We start from the raw sequence: 18,634 nt of genomic DNA on the forward strand, positions 1-18,634 counted from the left end.
CGAACGCCCAGGACGGCCGTGTCCTCCGTTCGGGTACCCCGAGTCGGACGCCCGGGACGGGGGAGCGGTGCGGGCTGAGCTGGGCGCCGGGCTGCCGGCGTGGGTGTTGCGGGCGTCGATCGTGCTCGTCGCGGGCGGTGTGGCGGCGGTACTCGCGGTGCACGGGGTCGAGTGGCCCGCGCTGGCGCTGTACGGCGCGCTGGTGGTCGTGGCGGCGGCCATACCGGCGTCCGCCGCGGTCGCGCTGGTCATCGGGTACCCGGCGGCGGCGATGGTGGTCACCACCGACGAGCCGTCGTGGCCCGGCGTGTTCGCGCTGGTCGTGCTGCTGCACCTGCTGCACGTCCTGTCCGCCTACGCGGCGGTCGTCCCGGCCGGCTCGCGCGTTCACCCGGACGCGCTCAAGGCCCCCGCGAAGAGGTTCGCCGCCGTGCAACTCTCCGTGCTCGCCCTCGGTGTCGTGGTACTCCTCCTGCCGGGCGGCCGAACGGACGCGGCGGTCGAGGTGGTCGGCCTCGTGTGCGCGGTCGGACTGGTCGTCGGAACGGTCCTGCTGATGCGTCGGAAAGGCTGAGAAACACCCCCTCCGGGCTCAGCGCGAGCTGACCGTCTGGATCGTTCCTCTCAGCACGTTCACCCAGCCGCGCAGGTCAGCGGCTGCGTGTCGGCAATCACGCGGCGACTGTGGTCACAACGGGCCTGCTCGATGCGCCGGAAAGCCCTGCCCGGTGCGACCATGTGTGTATGGCTGCTGTGAAGTCGCAACCCACACGGATCGTGATTGTCGGCGGTGGGTACGTCGGCATGTACACCGCGCTGGGATTGCAGAAGAAGCTGCGTTCCGGCGAGGCGTCCGTCACGGTGATCGACCCCCAGCCGCACATGACCTACCAGCCGTTCCTCCCCGAGGCGGCGGCCGGCTCCATCGAACCGCGCCACGTCGTCGTGCCGCTGCGCAAGGTCCTCAAGCGCTGCCACGTCGTCACCGGCCGCGCGACCCGCATCGAGCACGAGCGCAAGGCCGTCACGGTCGAGCTCGCCGACGGCCACGTCGAGGAGTTCGAGTACGACGTGCTGGTCTCGGCGCTGGGCGCCATCTCGCGCACGCTGCCCATCCCGGGCCTGCCCGAGGTCGGCATCGGCATGAAGACCATCGGCGAGGCCATCTACCTGCGCAACCACGTGCTGTCGCGGCTCGACCAGGCCGCCAGCACGAACGACCCGGAGCTGCGCAAGCGGCTGCTGAGCTTCGTCGTCATCGGCGGCGGCTTCGCGGGCATCGAGACGCTGGCGGAGCTGGAGGACATGGCCCGCTACGCGCTGCGCTACTACGAGGGCCTCAAGCAGTCCGACATGCACTGGGTGCTGGTCGAGGCCACCGGCCGGATCATGCCCGAGGTGAGCGCGCGGCTCGGCGTCTACACCGTCGAGCAGCTCGAGAAGCGCGGCATCAAGTGCTACCTCGACACGCGCGTGAAGAGCATGGAGGGCGGCCACGTCGTCCTGGACGACGGCACCGAGTTCGACTCGGACACCATCATCTGGACCGCGGGCATGAAGGCGAACCCGATGCTGCGCAACACCGACCTGCCGCTCGACGAGCGCGGCCGGGTCCGGTGCACGGCGGCGATGCAGGTCGTCGGCCTGCCGGGCGTCTGGGCCGCGGGCGACTGCTCGGCCGTGCCGGACCTCTCGCGCACCGAGGAGGACCCGACGGCGACCTGCGTGCCCAACGCGCAGCACGCCATCCGGCAGTCCAAGCTGCTGGCCAAGAACATCATCGCCACCCTGCGCGGCAAGCAGCCCAAGGACTACTTCCACAAGTACCTGGGCTCGGTCGCGGGCCTCGGCCTCTACAAGGGCGTGGCCGACGTGTTCGGCCTGCGGTTCAAGGGCGTCGTCGCCTGGTTCATGCACCGCAGCTACCACGTGATGTTCATGCCCACGGTCAACCGCAAGTTCCGGGTGTTCGTCGACTGGACCCAGGCGCTGTTCTCGGGCCGCGAGGTCGTCGCCCTCGGCCAGATCCACGAGCCGAAGGCCGAGTTCGACCGGGCCACCAAGAGCTGAGCGCGAACGGCCCCGCGCACGCTGCGCCGTTCGGGCGCGGCAGGCGTGGGGCCGTCTGGACCAGCCTTCTCACTTGAGCCCCCAGACGGGCTAACGCGCTGCGCGTCGCCTTGACATTGCGTAACGTGAACCCGAGAATACAGCTGGTGTATCGCCTGAATGTGTGATGCATCAGTGGGGAGAGAGGTGACCGCGATGTCTCTCGAGGAGCTGGCCGCACAGCTTCGCCGCGGTGAGATCGAGGATCGTGCGCTGGCGGAGTACTCCGCGGAGTACGCCACCGCCGAAAAGCGTTTTTGCAGCAAGAAAGACGACTGAGTCATGACCGTCTCCGGGTGGGGGAACGAGACCGTCCCCCCACCCGAGGCCGCCAGACCGGTGAAACCCACCCCGCTGTTGCTCCAAGGCCAGGACTACCTCTTCCGGTCGCAACCCAAGTGCCTGGACTTCCAGGAGCAGGTCCACCGCCTCGGCATGGTGGACGAGGGCGACGGCAGCCCCGTGCCCTGCGTGCTGGTCCTCGCCCGGGCCGCCGACATGGAGATGAACGAGCTCTCCATCGCGCTCGCCGAACGCGGCATCCGGATGGCCCGCATCGACGCCGACCGCTCGGTCGACCTCCCGCTCACCGTCTACACCGACCAGCCGCTGCTGGAGCTCGACCGCTGGCTGCTGCGCCCGCTGCTGGTGTGGCGCAGGCACTTCGAGCTGACCGCGCTGCCGCTGGAACCCGGCACGCTGGCCGGCGCGTACGCGGTGGACCAGTGGGGCGCGGTCGCCGACTGGCTCTCCAGCCGCGGCGACTGGGCGCACGTCAACCCCAGCCGCAACACCTCCCACCTCAACCGGCTCACCCAGCTCGCCGACGCCGCCTCGTTCGGCCTGAAGGTGCCGCGCACCACGGTCACCACCCGACCCGGCCGCACCCGGCCCGGCGGCGGGCGGTGCATCGTCAAGACCTCCGGCCGCCACCTGCTGGAACCGCGCCCGGGGATGCAGCACGGCCTGTTCCCGCGCCCGCTGGAGACCAGCCGCTCCGGTGACGTGCCGGAGTCCGCGCCGGTGATCGTGCAGGAGTACGTGCCCTCCGACACCGAGCTGCGCGTGTTCGTGGTCGGCGAGCGGTGCCTGGCGTTCCAGGTCGACAAGCTCGACCCGGCGCAGCTGTGGGTCGACCCCGAGGCGGTCCGCGTCACGCCCGTCGACGTGCCCGGCGGGCTGGCCGACCGGCTGCTCGCGCTGGCCAGGCACTGGCGGCTCCAGGTGGCCGCGTTCGACCTGCTCGTCTCCGGCGGGGACCACGTGTTCCTGGAGGTCAACGTCAACTGCGACTGGCGGTGGTTCGAGCACCGGGCGCAGGACTCGCGGGTGTCCGACGCCGTGCACGAGTGGGTCGCGGCGCGCTTCAAGGAGCTGCTGGGTGCGGGCAAAGGTCGCTGAGCACGCGACGCTCTTCTACTCCGACGGCGCCGTGGTGTGGGACGACTACCTCAACCACCGCCAGTTCGCCATCAGCGAGACCGCCGAGCTGCTGTGCCGCAAGTTCACCGGGTTCACCGACGTCGACGAGCTGCTCGCGCCGCTGGCCGAGGGCGATCAAGTCGCGCTGCGCAAGGTGATCGAGGAGCTCCTCGATGCCGGGGTGCTGATCGTGGAGGGCTCGCCCGAGCACGAGCGGGAACGGCGGCTGCTCGCCGGGTGGCGCGACTGGGGCACGTCGGCCCGGCACTTCCACTTCGCCAGCCGCACCCTCGCCGACGCGCCGTACCAGGGCACGGAGGAGCACGACGCCGTGCTGGACGCCAAGCTGGCCGCCGAACCGCCGCCCGCGCCGTTCCGCCGCCTCGGCCGCACCGCCGTGCTGCTGCCGCGCCTGGACGGCACGTCGAGGTGGGCGTCGGAAGGGCTGCTCGACGTGCTGCTGGCCCGCCGCACGACCCGCGGGTTCGGGCCGGGGCCGATGTCGTTGACGCGGGTCGCCGAGCTGCTGGCGGTGCTGGCGGGTCCGTCGCCCGCGCGACCGCGGATCGGGCGCTCCGGCACGGTGTTCAAGACCAGCCCGTCCGGCGGCGGGCGGCACCCGGTCGAGCTGTACGCGCACGTGGGGGTGGCCTCCACCGGAGGTGGCGATCAGGCGGTAGAGGCGCTGGAGCCGGGCTGGTACCACTACGACGGGCTCGCGCACGCGCTGGAGCCGATCGGGGTGACGTGGGGGCCCGCCGAGATGACCGCCGCGGCGGGTGACCAGGACTGGGTCGGGCAGGCGCCGTTGGTCCTCGCGTACACCGGAGTACTCGAACGGACTAGATGGCGTTACGACACGTCACGTGCTTACCGTGTTGTGCAAATGGACGTAGGACACCTGTCCCAAACGGCTTATCTGGTTGCTACGGCAATGGGTTTTGGTATCGGCTTCACCGCAGCATTGCGGGATGAGCTCGTCGAACAAGCACTCGGCTGTGATGCTTATCACGAAGTCGTACTCGGTCTGAGCGCCTTGGGGCCATTACCCGAATGAGCGCAATAGCGGATCGCATTGAGCCGTGCGGGCGACTTCTTCTGAAGTAGCCCCACGAACGCTCGGTAACCGCTTAGGCTCCCCGCTGCCCCCGTAGCCCAACCGGTAGAGGCAGGCTCCTTAAAAGAGTCACAGTACGGGTTCGAATCCCGTCGGGGGCACGTTCGGCGCCACAGCGACTTCACCCATCTGCCGGGTGAACCCAAAACGGTGCGTCGTGCCGGTCGACATCGAGTCGGCATCGCGTCACCCGATCGGACCCGCGAACGCGGTGCGGCGGCCGTGAACAGGCACACCACATCGGATGAGTCGCGGATGTCCGATCGGATGACGCGCGGGTTCAGCGGTCCCGCACCCATTCCGCGACGACGTCGGCCAGCACCGCCAGTGGCAGCGGCCCGCCGCCGAGCAGCACGTCGTGGAACGCGCGGATGTCGAAGCGCTCGCCCAACGCCTCCTCGGCCGCCGCCCGGATCCGCAGGATCTCCAGCCGGTCGACCATGTACGCCAGCGCCTGGCCCGGCGCGGCGAGGTAGCGGTCGACCTCGTTCTCGATCTCGACCAGCGCCAGCGGCGTGTTCTCCCGCAGGTACTCGACGGCACGCGCGCGGCTCCACCCGTGCGCGTGCAGACCGGTGTCCACCACGAGCCGGCCGGCGCGCATCGAGTCCATCGCCAGCATCCCGAGCCGCGCCACGTCGTCGGAGTACAGGCCCATCTCGTCGGCCAGCCGCTCGGTGTAGAGCCCCCAGCCCTCCAGGTACGCGGTGACGTGCGCGACCCGCCGCAGCACCGGCAGGTCGGTGAGCTGCTGCGCCAGCGTGATCTGGAAGTGGTGCCCCGGCACGGCCTCGTGGAACGCGATCGCCTCGGCCTGGTAGCGGAACCGCTCCTCGACCCGGTGGGTGTTCGCGTAGTAGACGCCGGGCCGCAGCCCGTCCGGCGTCGGCGGCGAGTAGTAGGCGATCGGCGCGCCGGGCGCGTCGGCCGCGGGCACCGGCTCGACCTGGCACCGCTGCTCGGGCACCCGGCCGAACCAGCGCGGCGCGGCCTGCTCCGCCCTGGTCACGGCCTCGCGGGCGGCGGTGATCAGCTCGTCCTCGGTGCTCCAGCGCAGGGCCGGGTCGGTGCGCATCCGCTCCAGCACCTCGGCCACGTCGGAGGTCCCGAACACCCGCTTGCCCAGCTCGGCGTACTCGTGGGCCAGGCCCGCCATCACGTCCAGGCCGGTCTGGTGCAGTTCCGCGGGCGTGCGGTCGGTCGTGGTCCGGGTCCGCGCGAGCGCCGCGTACATCGCCTCGCCGTTCGGCAGCCGGCTCAGGCCCGCCTGGTCGTCCGGGCGGCCCTGGATGCCCGCCACCACGTCCCGGTAGGCCGCGAACGCGGGCCGCACCACGTCGGCCAGCAGGCGCTCCCGCTCGGCGGCGAACGCCTCACCGCCGACCGGACGGGCCAGCGGGTCCTCGTCGGCGGCGAGGTAGCGGTCCAGGTGCGCCACGGAGGCGTCGACGAGGTGCTGGACGGGCGTGCGGCCCGCCGCCGCGCCCGCGAGGTGCCGTTCGGCGATCCGGCGCAGGAAGTCGGGCACCGCGGCGAGCCGCTCCAGGTAGGCCCGCTCGGACTCCGGCCCCGACAGCACGGTCGTCGGCATGACCGACAGCAGCTCGCCCGCGGGGGCGAAGAACGAGTCGGTGATCGTGTACTCGACGCCGAGCGCGTCGATCTCGTCCACGATCGCCTCGGCCTGCTGCACGATCACCGCACGCGTCACCGGGTCGTCGTCCGCGGGCAGAGCGCGCGCCCGGTCGGCGATGTCGACCGCCCGTGCCCGCGCGGATTCGTCGGTCTCCACCCGGCGGTCCGCGAGCAGGTGGTCGTATCCCGGCACGCCGTAGACGGTCGCGCTCAACGGCTCCCGCGAGAACATCAGGTCGAGCAGTTCGTCGGCCAACTCCGTCGTCGTGCCCATGCGCACCCCCTGGTCGTCGTGAAACCAAGATGGTACTTAGCCTAAGAAACGATTTACACCCGGTCCAAATAGGCCAGCACGGCGAGCACGCGCCGGTTGTCGTCCTCGGACATCGGCAGGTCCAACTTGCCGAAGATGTTCGCGATGTGTTTGCCGACCGCTTTCTCGGTGACGAACAGCCGGCCCGCGATCGCGCCGTTCGAACGGCCCTCCGCCATCAACGACAGCACTTCCCGCTCACGCGGCGTCAACGTGGTCAGCGGCTGGTCGCGCGCGCCGCGCGCGAGCAGTTGGTCGATGACCTCGGGGTCCATCGCGGTGCCGCCGGCGGCGACCCGGCGAATGGCGTCGACGAACTGCTTGACGTCCGACACCCGGTCCTTGAGCAGGTATCCCACCGCGCCGCCCCGGTCGGACAGCAGTTCGCGCGCGTAGAGCTGCTCCACGTACTGCGAGAGCACCAGGACCGGCAGCCCCGGCACCCGCTTGCGGGCCTCGATCGCGGCGCGCAGCCCTTCGTCGGTGAACGTCGGCGGCAGGCGCACGTCGACCACCGCCACGTCCGGGCGGTGGTCGACCAGGGCCTTGAGCAGGGCGGGACCGGAGTCGACCGCCTCCACCACGTCGAAGTCGTAGGCCTCCAGGAGCCGGATCAGCCCGTCCCGGAGGAGGACGAGGTCTTCACCGAGGACAACTCGCACGGCAGCTCCATGGTCACGATGGTCGGCCCGCCCACCGGGCTCGCGATGCCGAGTGTGCCGTCGAACGCCGCGAGCCGGCGCTCGATCCCGCGCAACCCACCGTTCTCCGACGGCTCCGCGCCGCCGCGCCCGTTGTCCCCGATCATCAACGACAACCGGCCGTCGTCGTGCCGCACCCGCACCCACGCGCTCGTCGCGCCGCTGTGCTTGGCCACGTTCGTCAACGTCTCGGCCACCGCGAAGTACGCGGCCGACTCGACCGGCGCCTCCGGCCGGCCGGTCAGCTCCAGGTCGACCTCCACCGGCAGCGGGTGCGCCAGCGCCAACGCGCGCAGCGCGCCGTCCAGCCCGCGGTCGGCCAGCACCGGCGGGTGGATGCCGCGCACCAGGTCCCGCAGCTCGGCCAACGCCTGGGAGGACGACTGGCGCGCCTCGGCCAGCAGCTCCTGCGCCGCCCGCGGGTCGCGGGCCAGCAGCTCCTCGGCCATGCCGAGGCTCAGCCCGAGCGCGACCAGCCTGGCCTGCGCGCCGTCGTGCAGGTCCCGTTCGATCCGGCGCAGCTCGGCGGCCTGCGCGTCGACCGTGTCGGCCCGCGAGTCGGCCAGCACGCGCACCCGGTCGGTGAGGGCGGCGGTCGCGCTGGGCGCGAGCAGCCGCTTGGCGACGGTCGCGTGCAGCCGGGCGGCGCGGGGCGTGGCCCACCACGCCAGCACCAGGAAGGCGATGCCCAGCAGCGGCGCGAGCACGAAGTTGCCCGGGGTGTCGCGGCCGATCGCGACGTACTCGACGTCCCCGCGGTCCAGCCAGATCAGCGGCACCGCGAAGCCCAGCACGCCGTTGATCCAGAACCCGACCGGCAGCACGCCGCAGAGCACCCCGGTGATCGCGTTGACGGGCAGGAACGCGAGGTCGCGCCACGTCGCCGGGTCGGTGGCGATGGTGCGGACCCTGGTCATCGGGCCGCGGTTCGCCGGCACCCGGTACGGCGCCGGGATCTCCACCTCCAGCACCCGCGAGGCCCACCAGCGGAAGAAGCCGGTGTAGCGGCGGGCCAGCGCGGTGAACACCAGCAGCAGCGGCACGCCGACGGTCACCAGGATCAGCGGGTAGGCGTAGAGCTGGAGCGGGATCAGCAGCAGCCCCGCCACGCACAGCGGCGTCCGGGCCAGCCCCAGTCCGGCCTGCGTCAGCCGGGTGCGGGCGGCTCGTACCAGGTCGCGGTCCGTCATGGCGCCGATTCTTCCGGCCGGCCCCCGGTAAATCGGTGGGTTTAACCCCCCAAAGCGATCTACAGATCGATCACGGTCCCGTCCGCGACGACCTCCACGCCCGCCTCGGCGATCTTCGCGTGCTCCGGCGACGCCGGGTCCAGCACCGGGTTGGTGTTGTTGAGGTGGGTGTAGATCCGCCGGGTCGCCGGGTGCCCGCGCAGCTCCGGCAGGCTGTGCGCGATCGGCAGGTGGCCCATCGCCGCCTGCCCGCTCGGCCTGCCGGTGGCCGCGCCCATCTCCGAGGGCGCGTAGAACGTGCCGTCCAGCAGCACCACGTCGGCCTCGGCCACCAGCGCGTCGAACCCGGGCGGCCAGGACGCCAGGCACGGCGCGTACAGCAGCACCCCGCCGGTGGCCGGGTCGCGGAACCGGTAGGCCACCACCCAGTGGCCCGCCACCGGCGAGTCGACGGCGTAGCGCGGGCGCTTGCCGCTCACCGGGAACGCGGTGACCTCCAGCCCGCCCGCGAGCACCACCGCCTGCTCGGGCTCCACCTGCCGCCACGACCACTCGCCGTACGTGGCCAGGACGGCGCGCGTCGGCGCGAGCGCGTGCAGCACGGTCGCGGGCGCGTGCACGCGGAGCCCCGGCGCGCCGCGCAGCACCGCCAGGCCCAGCGTGTGGTCCAGCTCGGCGTCGGTGAAGAGCACCCCGCGCACCGGCGTGTCCCTCGGCCCGGGACCGGGCGCGAGGGCGGGCGTGGCGGCGAGCTGCGCGCCGACGTCCGGCGAGGCGTTGACCAACCACCACTCCGCCCCGTTCCCGCTGACCGCCAACGCGTCCTGCGTGCGCGCCGGCAACCGACCGGCCCGCACCGCCTCGCACGGCCCGCACGCGCAGTTCCACTGCGGCGCACCGCCGCCGGCGGCCGTCCCGAGCACGACCGCCCTCACCGCACCACCGCCCGGTGCTCCACCTCGGCCGGCGGTCCCGCGAGGATCAGGTCGACCAGGCCCCGGTGCGGCGAGAGCGTGCACACCGGGTCCGTCGCCGACGCGTCGCCGGTCAGCTGGAACGCCTGGCAGCGGCACCCGCCGAAGTCCACCTCGCGCCGGGCGCACGAACGGCACGGGTCGCGCATCCAGTCGAAGCCCCGGAACGCGGTGAACGCGGGCGAGGTGTGCCAGATGTCGGCCAACGACCGGTCCTTCACGTTCTCCACGCCGAGCCCGTCGATCACGCCCGCCGCCGGGCACGGCAGCACGTCGCCGTTCGGCGCCACGGTCAGCTGCCGCGCGCCCCACCCGTGCATGCACGGCTTGGGGTGCGCCTCGTGGTAGTCGGCGATCACGTACACGATCTCCATCGCCGACCGCGCCTGAGCGGCGGCCACCACCTCGCCCGCACGCGCCAACTGCTCCCTCGTCGGCAGCAGCGCGGCCCGGTTGCGCAGCGCCCAGCCGTAGTACTGGGTGTTGGCCAGCTCCAACCGGTCCGCGCCCATCCGCTCGGCGAGCGCGACGATCCCGCCGACGTGGTCGAGGTTGAGCCGGTGCAGCACCACGTTCACGGTCAGCGGCAGCCCCGCGTCCCGGACCGCCTCGGCCGCGCGGAGCTTGGGCTCGAACGCCTTCACCCCGGCGATCCGGTTCGCGCCCGCCTCGTCCGCGTCCTGCACGGACAGCTGCACGTGGTCGACACCGCGCAGCCCCGCGAGCCGCTCGGGGGTCAGCCCGAGCCCGCTGGTCACCAGGTTCACGTAGCAGCCGAGCCCGGCCGCGTGCTCGACCAGCTCCGGCAGGTCCTTGCGCGCCAACGGCTCGCCGCCGGACAGGTGGACCTGCAGCACGCCCAGCGCGCGGGCCTGGTCGAACACGTCGCGCCACCGCGCGGTGTCCAGCTCGTCGCCCCGCCCGACCAGGTCGACCGGGTTGGAGCAGTACCCGCAGCGCAGCGGGCACCGGTGGGTCAGCTCGGCGAGCAGCCCGAACGGCGCGTCCGCCCGAGGCGCCTCACCCATCGACGTCCACCACCCGGCGCGCCACCAGCCGTGTGACGAGCTCGGCCACGTCGTCCGCCTCCACCCCGTCGAACTCCTCGGTCAGCCGGCGCGCGATGCCCTCGACGGACGTGCGCCCGTCGCACAGCGCGACCACCGCCGCCGCGGTCTCGTTGAGCACCAGCACGCCTTCCGGGAACAGCACCACGTGGCTGTCCCGGGTCTCGTCGTACGCCGTCTTCACGCCCCGCCGCAGGCGCGGCACCGCGTCCAAGCCCGTCATGGTCGGCTCCGTCACGAGTAGTAGTCCACGGCGTCCAGCACCGCCCGCAGCACGTCGCACTTGAACGCCAGCGCGGCGACCGCCGCCTCCTGCTGCTCGCGCGTGCGGCAGTTGCGCACCACGATGTCCACAGTGGACTTCCCTTCGTCGGCGATCACCTTGAGCCGGGTGGTGAAGTAGGTGAAGCCCTCCTCCGCGATCCACGGGTAGTGCTCGCGCATGTCCACCAGCCGCCGCGCCATCAGCCCGCGGGAGAACATCTCGGTCAGCCCGGACGCCACCGCCTCCACCCACGGCCGCGTGCGGGCGAACGTCACGTAGGCGTCCACGGCGAACCGCACGCCCGGCAGCACGTGCCGCTCGTCCAGCACCTCCTCGCGGGTCAGCCCGACGGCCTCGGCCAGGCGCAGCCAGTTCTCCGCGCCACCGTCGCCGGGCCCGCGGCCGTCGTGCCAGACGATCCGCTCCCGCCACACCCGCCGGACCTCGACGTCCGGGCAGTTGGCCAGGATCGCGGCGTCCTTGCGCGGGATCGCCTGCTGGTAGTACCAGCGGTTGGCGGCCCAGAGCTGCAGCTCGTGCTTGCTCAACCGGCCCTCGTGCAGCCGCAGGTGGAAGGGGTGGCGGTCCCAGTAGAGGGGTGACAGGGCGCGCAGGCGCGCGGTGAACTCGTCCGGCGTCAACATCGGGGAGCCGGACGACTCGGGAGTGGGCACGGCGGCGGGCACCTCTCGGTACGCGGGCGCCGCGCCCCGCCGACGCGCGGCCGGCGGGGCGCGGCGGCGGGCTCAACTGCGAGCGGCGTAAGCGGTGACTTCCATGGGGGTGTCGACGTCCCGGAAATCGGGCTTGACCCAGGTGCGCTTCTCGGGCTCGGTGGTCATGCGCTCTACTCCTCGGATGCGTGGTGCTTCTCCGTGGGGCGGCGGTAACCCACCGTAGAGCTTGCGGCGGCTACCGCGCTAGTTCCAGTTCCGTGCGGCGGGTATGCGCCTCAACTGTTCCAGCACGACCGGATCTTGCAACTGCATCCACTGGATCACCTCTGTATAGGTGGCGCACACCGTTTCGGGCTTGACGCACACCTCGCCGAGGAACCCCTCCACCGCGTTGCTGAACGCGCCGCCCGCCCACTCGTTGAAGTGGTTGCCGATCACGATCGGCGCGCGGTTGCCGTTGACCGCGGACTGGTACACCGAGCGGTAGGTGTCCAGCACGATCCGGGTGTAGTCACCGGCCTTCTCGGGCTCCTCCTTGGCGCCGTTGAGCGCGTACCAGAGGTTGAAGTCCATCATCACGACCTGCTTGCCCAGCGCGGGCACGCGCACCTCCGGCATGGGGAACTCCCACAGGCCCTCGTGCACGAACGGCCACACCACCCCGAGGCTCACGTGGCTGGTGTCGTAGGCCAGGCCGTGACCGCGCATCGCCGGGAACGCCTGGCCCCACTGGCCCTCCAGGCAGGGCGTGCGCCCGCCGCGCACGGCCGTCGGGTCCAGCTTGAACCCGCGCTGCCGCGCCTTCTCCACGATCGCGAAGAACTGGTCGAGCTCCCGGTTCCACTGGTCGGTGTTCCAGGTGCCGACGTTCGGCTCGTCGCCGAGGCAGTAGTGGCCGTTGTAGTGCGTGCCGATCTCGTGGCCCGCGTCGATGGCCGCGTTGAGGTAGCCGATCCGCAGGTCCACGTCCGCGCGGCTGCCGCCGAACCCGATGGAGGAGTAGCCCGGCTGGTGCCCGGGGCCGGTGTAGGTGCCGCGGTCATCGGTCGGCACCAGGTACACGCCCGACAACAGGCCGGTGACGTGCGCGTTCGCCTGCGCGGCGATCGGCATGATCCGGTCCCAGTGCGGTTTGGACGCGGCGCCGTCGAACGAGAACAGCACGAACTGCGGCGGCTTCTCGCCGGGCTGCATGCGCCGCATCCACGCCGGGGGAGAGGCCGCGGCGGGCACGGCCGGCGCGGCGGCGGCGCTGGTGCCGCTGGTCGCGCGCGGCGCCATCGGCAGCGGCGCGGCCAGGTCGCCCACGTCGTTGCCCGGTCTGGATTCACGGGCTCCCAGGACGGCCAGCACCACCAGGGTGAGTGCCAGCGCGACGCCCGTGCTCAGCCAGCCCCATCGCTTCACAACCACAAGACGACGAGAAGTAGCGGGAGGTTGCCTCGCTGTGACAAGACCGCCGACCGCGCCCGGGTCAGGGCACGGGCGTCGCCGTCACGACCTGGTTCTCCTCGTAGCCGGTGTCGCCGCCGACCCACCGCCCGCCGCACGTCACCAGCACCAGCCGGTGCCCGCCGCGCGGACCGAACAGCTCGACCGCCCGTGCCGGCAGGGCGTCCTTGCGGACCGCCTCGACCCGGCTGACCCGGAACCGGAACGCCCGGCCCGCCGTGTCGACCACGGTCACCTCCTGCCCGACCGCCATGCGCCACAGCTCGTCGAACGGCCCGGTCACGCCCTTCCAGTCCACGTGCCCGGCCAGCACCGTCGCGCCCTCGTCCGCGCCGAGGTCGACGCCCCACCACGTGGCCTCGCCGACGCCTTCCGGGATCGGCAGCGTGCCGTCCGCGGTGACCTCCTCGCGCACCAGGGTCGCCAACCCGCCCTCGGGCAGCCGCACCGTCCCCGGTTGCTGCTTGGGCGGTTCGGCGGGCGGCGGAGGAGTCGTGGTGGTCGTCGCCGGCGGCGGTGACGCGGGCGGGTTCGCGCCGGCCGGCATGCCCGCCAGGTCGACGCCGCGCCCGGAGCGCGCGCTGTCGCCCAACGGGTGCGGCACGACGGCGTCACCGGGGACCGGCCGGCCCGCGAGCACGACGTCCGGCGGCCGGGTGGAGACGAGCGCGGCGGAGGCGAGCAGAGCCGCCACCGCCGCGCCCGTCAGCACGATCTTCAGCACGGACGCGGACCTCACCGGCGGGCGGTCGCCCGTCGCCGCACGACCAGGCCGACCAGCGTCGCGCCGATCAGGACCACGCCGCCGAACCCGACCAGCGCGCCGGTCGACACCTCGGTGGTGTACGCGGCCCTCGCGACCACGCCCGCGCCCTGGGAACCGGCCTGGATCGTGATCGGGACGACCGGCTTGTCCGGCTTGTTGGTCAACGCGAGCGCCAGCGTCTGACCCGGTTCCACGGTCCCGCACACCTTGGGCGGGGCGTTGGGGTCGAAGAACTCCTCGTAGCCCTTGGCCGGCGCGACCTCGATCAGGCAGACCTCCTGCGGCGTGCGCAGGTCGGGCACGGTCGCGGTGCCGTCGGCGGCGGTCTGGAGCACGACCGGCGTGCCCTCGGGCCCGGTCAGCGCGGTGTCGTCCTGCCGCTTCGCGGGCTGCGAGCCGTCGGCCGCGGTCACCTTCAGCGCCACGCCCGCGATCGCCTTGCCGGTCTCCGCGTCGGTCTTGGCGACCTTCACCACGCCCGGCGGCGTCTTCGCGGTCGTCGACGCGTTCGCGGTCAGCTTCTTCTCGCCGCCGGTGGTGACGATCCGCTGCATGTCGTCGTCGGCGGGCACGTGGACCTTGGGCCGGTCGGCCGGGCTGTCCAGCTTCACCGTGACCGACGGGTTCGGCCCGGTCGGCACGACCCGCACCGCCAGCGCCTTGCCGTCGGTGGAGGTGGTGAGCTCGCCGGTGGCGGCGCCGGACTCCAGCGTCGCGTCGGCCAGCTCCACGGTCACGGGCGCGCCGGCCACCTGCGCGCCGTCGGTCTTGGTGATGTCCACCACCCACGTGTCGGGCGTGCCGATGACCTGCTCCTTCTCGGGAGCGCTCACCTTGGCCGCCCACGGGCCGCGGTTGGCCGCCGCCTCGGCCTCCAGCCTGCCCACCGCCTGCTGGGCCTGGCCGAAGCGCCCGAGCTGCTGGAAGTGGAAGTCGGCGTGGTAGGCGATGTGCCGGAAGTCGCTGTTCGGGTCGAGGGAGATGCCGCGGGCCGGGTCCTCGTACGCCGTCCACGTGTGGAGCAGGTGCGCCAGCGCCGCGGCCTCGTCATCCGACCGGGTGTTCGCGTACCTCAACAGGAGGTACGAGATGCTGCCCGCGACGTCGTCGGCGAGCCGCGCGCCGCCCTTGGAGAGCAGCTCGTCGCCCTCCTTGTACTCCACCCTGCTGTCCGGCGCGAGCAGCGAGTACTGCACGCACCACACGAGCTGACCGCGCCACTTGTAGGCGCCGAGCCAGTCGCCGCCCGCCGGCTTGTCGCGGTACCCCTGCGCCTCGGTCTCGTGCCCCGGACCCTTCTCCACCACGGGCTGAGCCCCGGCCGAGGTCGCGGTCACGGGCGCCGCCAGCAGGGCCAGACCGGCCGCGAGCGCCGCGCCGGCGAGTCGTCTCCACACCATGTCGTCCTGAACCCCTCGGGCGCGCCGCTGGGCGTCGCCGGTCGGTGAGAGCTGCCGGGACTGAGCCTTACGGGTCCGAGATCACGTCGACAAGCCACCAGCGGGGTGGAACGGCGACTACGCTCCGCAGCGCGGGGTGTGGATTCGAGATCGACAGCCCGAGTAAAGTCGCTTTTACCCGACGGGAACCGATCGACTCGTGTGGTCGTTGAACCCCGTGACGGCGTCAGCACGCCACAGGAGGACGAGGTGCGTACCACCAGCAACCCCGCGTTCCGCAACCTGCCGACCAGCGGCGGTGGCGGTAACTACGCAGGCTTCGGCCAGCCCTACGAGGCGCAGCAGCACGGCGGCTACCAGGGCGCGCCGCCCACCACCGGCGAGCGCCCCATCACGATCGACGACGTGGTCACCAAGACCGCGACGACGCTCGGTGTGGCCATCCTCACCGGGTTCGTCTCGGCGTGGCTGGTGCTCTCCGGCCAGGTCGCGCCGTTCGCGCTCGCCGTGCCCGGCATGCTCATCGGGCTGGTCCTGGCCCTGATCATCATCTTCAAGCGCACGCCCAGCGGTCCGATGGTGCTCGCCTACTCGGCGGCGGAGGGCGTGTTCCTCGGCGCCATCACCGGTGTGTTCGAGGCGATCTTCCCCGGCATCGCCTGGCAGGCGATCCTGGGCACCTTCGGCGTCTTCGGCGCGATGCTCGTGGTCTACAAGACGGGCGCGATCCGCGTCACCCCGCGCCTGACCAAGTGGATCATCGGCGCCACCGTCGGCGCGGTCGTGCTCATGCTCGGCAACCTGGTCATGGGCATGTTCGGCGTGAACATGGGCCTGCGTGACGGCGGCACCCTGGCGATCATCTTCAGCCTGGTGGTCATCGGCATCGCGGCGTTCAGCTTCCTGCTGGACTTCGAGGCGGCCAACGAGATGATCCGCGGCGCGATGCCCGCCAAGTACGCCTGGCTCGCGGCGTTCGGCCTGATGACCACGCTCGTCTGGCTGTACCTGGAGATCCTGCGCCTGCTGTCGTACTTCCAGAACGACTAGCACCACCCGCGCACCCGAAGGGCGCCCCGGCCACCGCCGGCGGCGCCCTTCGCGCGTGTCGGGCGTTCAGTCGCCCCAGGCCGTTCAGCCGCGCCAGGTGTGGTCGTCCTCCATCGCCGAACCGACCTCGACCAGGCACGGCACGCACAACGTCCCGCTCCGCGACCGCAGCACGTGCTCCGGCGGCACGGAGTGGGCGCAGGCCGCCTCGAAGTACGCCTCCGAGGCCTGTTCCACGGCGAACGCGTGGCACAGCCGGTCGTACCCGCTGTGCCACCACACGTACGGCATCGTCACCCGACACCTCCCTACTCAAGGGTAGGACGACGGGTAACGGTAATCGTGACGCGGTTCAGCTCAACCGCTCGACGACCATCGCCATGCCCTGGCCACCGCCGACGCACATGGTCTCCAGGCCGAACTGCTTGTCGTGGAACTGCAGCGAGTTGATCAACGTCGTGGTGATCCGCGCGCCGGTCATCCCGAACGGGTGGCCCACGGCGATCGCGCCGCCGTTGACGTTGAGCCGGTCCAGGTCGATGCCCAGGTCCCGGTAGGACGGGATGACCTGCGCCGCGAACGCCTCGTTGATCTCCACCAGGTCGATGTCCGAGATCGACATCCCGGCCAGCGCCAGCGCCCGCTTCGACGCCTCGACCGGCCCGAGCCCCATGATCTCCGGCGACAGCCCGGACACGCCGGTCGACACGATCCGCGCCAGCGGCGTGATGCCCAGCTCCTTCGCCTTCACGTCGCTCATGATCACCAGCGCCGCCGCGCCGTCGTTCAACGGGCAGCAGTTGCCCGCCGTCACGCGGCCGTCCGGCCGGAACACCGGCTTGAGCCCCGACACGCCCTCGATCGTCACGCCCGGCCGCGGGCCGTCGTCGGCCGACACGACCGTGCCGTCCGGCAGCGTCACGGGCGTGATCTCGCGCGCCCAGAAGCCGTTGGCGATGGCCTTCTCGGCGAGGTTCTGCGACCGCACGCCGAACTCGTCCATCTCCTGCCGCGTCACGCCCTTGGCCAGCGCCAGGTTCTCCGCCGTCTGGCCCATGGCGATGTAGATGTCGGGCACCTGCCCGTTGCGCCGCGGGTCGACCCACTCCGACGCGCCGGACTCCGCCACGGCCGCCGTGCGGGCCTCCGCGTCGGCGAACGCCGGGTTGTGCGTGCCCGGCCACGAGTCGGACGAGCCGCGCGCGAAGCTCGACACCGTCTCCACGCCGGCGCTGATGAACACGTCGCCCTCGCCGGCCTTGATCGCGTGCAGCGCCATCCGGGTCGTCTGCACGCTCGACGCGCAGTAACGGGTCACCGTCGTGCCGGGCACGGTGTCGTAGCCCGCCAGCACGGACACCACGCGGCCCATGTTGAAGCCCTGCTCGCCGCCGGGCAGGCCGCAGCCGAGCATGAGGTCGTCGATGTCGTTCGGGTCGAGCTGCGGCACCTTGGCCAGCGCGGCCTTGAGGACCTGCACGGTCAGGTCGTCGCCCCGCACGTCCTTGAGCGAGCCCTTGCCCGCGCGCCCGATGGGCGACCGGGCGGTGGAGACGATCACGGCCTCAGGCATTACGGAACTCCTTTGTTTCGCCGCAACGTGTGACGTGCAGCCTAGTTAACGCCCGTTCAGCGCGGCCACCACTCGTGACGAAGGACGCCGCACAGCGGCGCCAGCAGGATCGAGGTCGCCGCCTCGTACCCGGCCGCGCTCGGGTGGAACCGGTCCCGGCTGAAGTAGTCGGCGTGCCGCGCCCGGAACTCCGCCGCGAGCAGGTCGCCCATCGCGACCGCGACGCCGCCCGCCCGTTCCACCTCGACCCGCTGCGCCCGCGCCAACCGCCGCGACCACTCCCGCGCCACCGACCGCGCCGGTTCCGCGATCGGCCGCACCGTGCCCAGGTCAGGGCACGTGCCGACGACCACGCCGACCCCCGCCGCACGCAGCCGCCGCACCTGCGCGCCCAGCAACGCCGCCGACCCCGCGATCGACAGCCGCGTCGTCACGTCGTTCGCGCCGATGATCACCAGCGCCACGTCCGGCGGGTCGGCCACCACCCGGTCCACCTGCGCCGCCAGGTCGCGGGTCGTGGACCCGGAGATCGCGTACGTCTCCAGCCGCACGGGCACGCCCACCTCGTCGGCCATCCCGGTCGCCAGCACCACGCCCGGCAGCTCGGCCGGGTCGTCCACCCCGAGGCCGGCCGCCATCGAGTCGCCGAGCACGGCGAACCGCACCGGCGTCCCGTCGCCGTCCCCGTACACGGCGTCGGCGCGCAACGGCGGCTCGGCGGGCGCCCCGATCACCACCCGCGCCCGCCGCGACTGCTCGCTGACCAGCCCGTACGCCACTCCGGTCAACCCGCCCAACGCCCCCGCGACCACCGCGAGGAGCCGAAACCCCCGCATCGGACCCTCCGCTCTCCCGATGCCCATCGTCCACCGGGCCGGGCGCCGCGCCACCGATATACGCTCAGCGAGTCATCTCAAGAAGTG

20 protein-coding genes and 1 tRNA gene are annotated in these 18,634 nt (G+C 72.2%); 7 read left to right on the forward strand and 14 right to left on the reverse strand.

Translation table 11 applies throughout. The features are described 5' to 3' along the window. Nucleotides 1–67: 67 nt before the first annotated feature. The 6 genes from AB0I91_RS08685 to AB0I91_RS08710 all read left to right on the forward strand — a co-directional run bounded on the left by AB0I91_RS08685 (nucleotide 68) and on the right by AB0I91_RS08710 (nucleotide 4,749). Entirely contained in the window at nucleotides 68–574 is a 507-nt protein-coding gene (locus AB0I91_RS08685; RefSeq protein ID WP_498774117.1) for a hypothetical protein, read from the forward strand. A 170-nt stretch (nucleotides 575–744) separates the two neighbouring features. Beyond that, entirely contained in the window at nucleotides 745–2,070 is a 1,326-nt protein-coding gene (locus AB0I91_RS08690; protein WP_499610037.1) for an NAD(P)/FAD-dependent oxidoreductase, read from the forward strand. A gap of 195 nt (nucleotides 2,071–2,265) precedes the next feature. Further along, the gene (locus AB0I91_RS08695) at nucleotides 2,266–2,388 is read left to right on the forward strand and encodes a hypothetical protein (protein ID WP_267935188.1); all 123 of its coding nucleotides are present in this window, start codon (nucleotides 2,266–2,268) and stop codon (nucleotides 2,386–2,388) included. A gap of 3 nt (nucleotides 2,389–2,391) precedes the next feature. After that, a complete protein-coding gene (locus AB0I91_RS08700) occupies nucleotides 2,392–3,510 on the forward strand; it encodes an ATP-grasp domain-containing protein (RefSeq protein WP_498774121.1) in 1,119 nt (372 codons plus the stop codon). Further along, the gene (locus AB0I91_RS08705; RefSeq protein WP_499636182.1) at nucleotides 3,491–4,588 is read left to right on the forward strand and encodes a SagB family peptide dehydrogenase; all 1,098 of its coding nucleotides are present in this window, start codon (nucleotides 3,491–3,493) and stop codon (nucleotides 4,586–4,588) included. The genes AB0I91_RS08700 and AB0I91_RS08705 overlap by 20 nt, the downstream gene beginning before the upstream one ends. Nucleotides 4,589–4,675: 87 nt before the next feature. Next, nucleotides 4,676–4,749 (forward strand) — tRNA-Leu (locus AB0I91_RS08710). A 179-nt stretch (nucleotides 4,750–4,928) separates the two neighbouring features. Here AB0I91_RS08710 and AB0I91_RS08715 read toward each other — a convergent pair. The 11 genes from AB0I91_RS08715 to AB0I91_RS08765 form a co-directional block, all read right to left on the reverse strand. Continuing rightward, a complete protein-coding gene (locus tag AB0I91_RS08715) occupies nucleotides 4,929–6,557 on the reverse strand; it encodes a DUF885 domain-containing protein (protein WP_499636185.1) in 1,629 nt (542 codons plus the stop codon). A gap of 53 nt (nucleotides 6,558–6,610) precedes the next feature. Next, nucleotides 6,611–7,258, reverse strand: coding sequence for a LuxR C-terminal-related transcriptional regulator (locus AB0I91_RS08720; RefSeq protein WP_230567391.1), 648 nt, complete (start codon nucleotides 7,256–7,258; stop codon nucleotides 6,611–6,613). Further along, nucleotides 7,210–8,487, reverse strand: coding sequence for a sensor histidine kinase (locus tag AB0I91_RS08725; protein ID WP_499636188.1), 1,278 nt, complete (start codon nucleotides 8,485–8,487; stop codon nucleotides 7,210–7,212). The genes AB0I91_RS08720 and AB0I91_RS08725 overlap by 49 nt, the downstream gene beginning before the upstream one ends. Before the next feature lie 59 nt (nucleotides 8,488–8,546). After that, nucleotides 8,547–9,422, reverse strand: coding sequence for a pyrroloquinoline quinone biosynthesis protein PqqB (pqqB, locus tag AB0I91_RS08730; protein ID WP_499610046.1), 876 nt, complete (start codon nucleotides 9,420–9,422; stop codon nucleotides 8,547–8,549). Further along, entirely contained in the window at nucleotides 9,419–10,489 is a 1,071-nt protein-coding gene (gene pqqE, locus AB0I91_RS08735) for a pyrroloquinoline quinone biosynthesis protein PqqE (protein ID WP_499636190.1), read from the reverse strand. Before pqqE ends, pqqB begins: the two co-directional genes overlap by 4 nt. Beyond that, complete coding sequence (pqqD, locus tag AB0I91_RS08740; RefSeq protein WP_499636193.1) at nucleotides 10,482–10,751, reverse strand: pyrroloquinoline quinone biosynthesis peptide chaperone PqqD; 270 nt, start codon at nucleotides 10,749–10,751, stop codon at nucleotides 10,482–10,484. The genes pqqE and pqqD overlap by 8 nt, the downstream gene beginning before the upstream one ends. Before the next feature lie 11 nt (nucleotides 10,752–10,762). Then, nucleotides 10,763–11,437, reverse strand: a complete 675-nt coding sequence (pqqC, locus tag AB0I91_RS08745) for a pyrroloquinoline-quinone synthase PqqC (RefSeq protein WP_498774640.1) — start codon at nucleotides 11,435–11,437, stop codon at nucleotides 10,763–10,765. 102 nt (nucleotides 11,438–11,539) lie between these two features. Continuing rightward, on the reverse strand, nucleotides 11,540–11,635 hold the full coding sequence (gene pqqA, locus AB0I91_RS08750) for a pyrroloquinoline quinone precursor peptide PqqA (RefSeq protein ID WP_077008179.1): 96 nt from the start codon (nucleotides 11,633–11,635) through the stop codon (nucleotides 11,540–11,542). Nucleotides 11,636–11,713: 78 nt separating this feature from the next. After that, a complete protein-coding gene (locus AB0I91_RS08755; RefSeq protein WP_499636196.1) occupies nucleotides 11,714–12,883 on the reverse strand; it encodes a polysaccharide deacetylase family protein in 1,170 nt (389 codons plus the stop codon). A 61-nt stretch (nucleotides 12,884–12,944) separates the two neighbouring features. Continuing rightward, nucleotides 12,945–13,646 carry a class F sortase gene (locus AB0I91_RS08760; RefSeq protein ID WP_499618425.1) on the reverse strand — a complete coding sequence of 234 codons (702 nt, stop codon included), beginning with the start codon at nucleotides 13,644–13,646 and terminating at the stop codon, nucleotides 12,945–12,947. Between the two features lie 11 nt (nucleotides 13,647–13,657). Further along, nucleotides 13,658–15,088, reverse strand: a complete 1,431-nt coding sequence (locus AB0I91_RS08765; RefSeq protein WP_499636199.1) for an MSCRAMM family protein — start codon at nucleotides 15,086–15,088, stop codon at nucleotides 13,658–13,660. 249 nt (nucleotides 15,089–15,337) lie between these two features. Between AB0I91_RS08765 and AB0I91_RS08770 the strand changes: the two genes are divergently transcribed. Then, on the forward strand, nucleotides 15,338–16,138 hold the full coding sequence (locus AB0I91_RS08770; RefSeq protein WP_498774142.1) for a Bax inhibitor-1/YccA family protein: 801 nt from the start codon (nucleotides 15,338–15,340) through the stop codon (nucleotides 16,136–16,138). Nucleotides 16,139–16,222: 84 nt separating this feature from the next. Here AB0I91_RS08770 and AB0I91_RS08775 read toward each other — a convergent pair whose 3' ends face one another. From AB0I91_RS08775 to AB0I91_RS08785, 3 genes are read right to left on the reverse strand one after another with little or no spacing between them, the layout of a single operon-like run. After that, a complete protein-coding gene (locus AB0I91_RS08775) occupies nucleotides 16,223–16,435 on the reverse strand; it encodes a hypothetical protein (RefSeq protein WP_499618421.1) in 213 nt (70 codons plus the stop codon). A 55-nt stretch (nucleotides 16,436–16,490) separates the two neighbouring features. Next, nucleotides 16,491–17,711, reverse strand: a complete 1,221-nt coding sequence (locus AB0I91_RS08780) for an acetyl-CoA C-acetyltransferase (protein WP_499636202.1) — start codon at nucleotides 17,709–17,711, stop codon at nucleotides 16,491–16,493. 56 nt (nucleotides 17,712–17,767) lie between these two features. Then, nucleotides 17,768–18,547 carry an SGNH/GDSL hydrolase family protein gene (locus AB0I91_RS08785; RefSeq protein WP_498774147.1) on the reverse strand — a complete coding sequence of 260 codons (780 nt, stop codon included), beginning with the start codon at nucleotides 18,545–18,547 and terminating at the stop codon, nucleotides 17,768–17,770. Nucleotides 18,548–18,634 lie beyond the last annotated feature (87 nt).

This window comes from Actinosynnema sp. NPDC049800 (genome assembly GCF_040656635.1).
Lineage (GTDB): Bacteria > Actinomycetota > Actinomycetes > Mycobacteriales > Pseudonocardiaceae > Actinosynnema.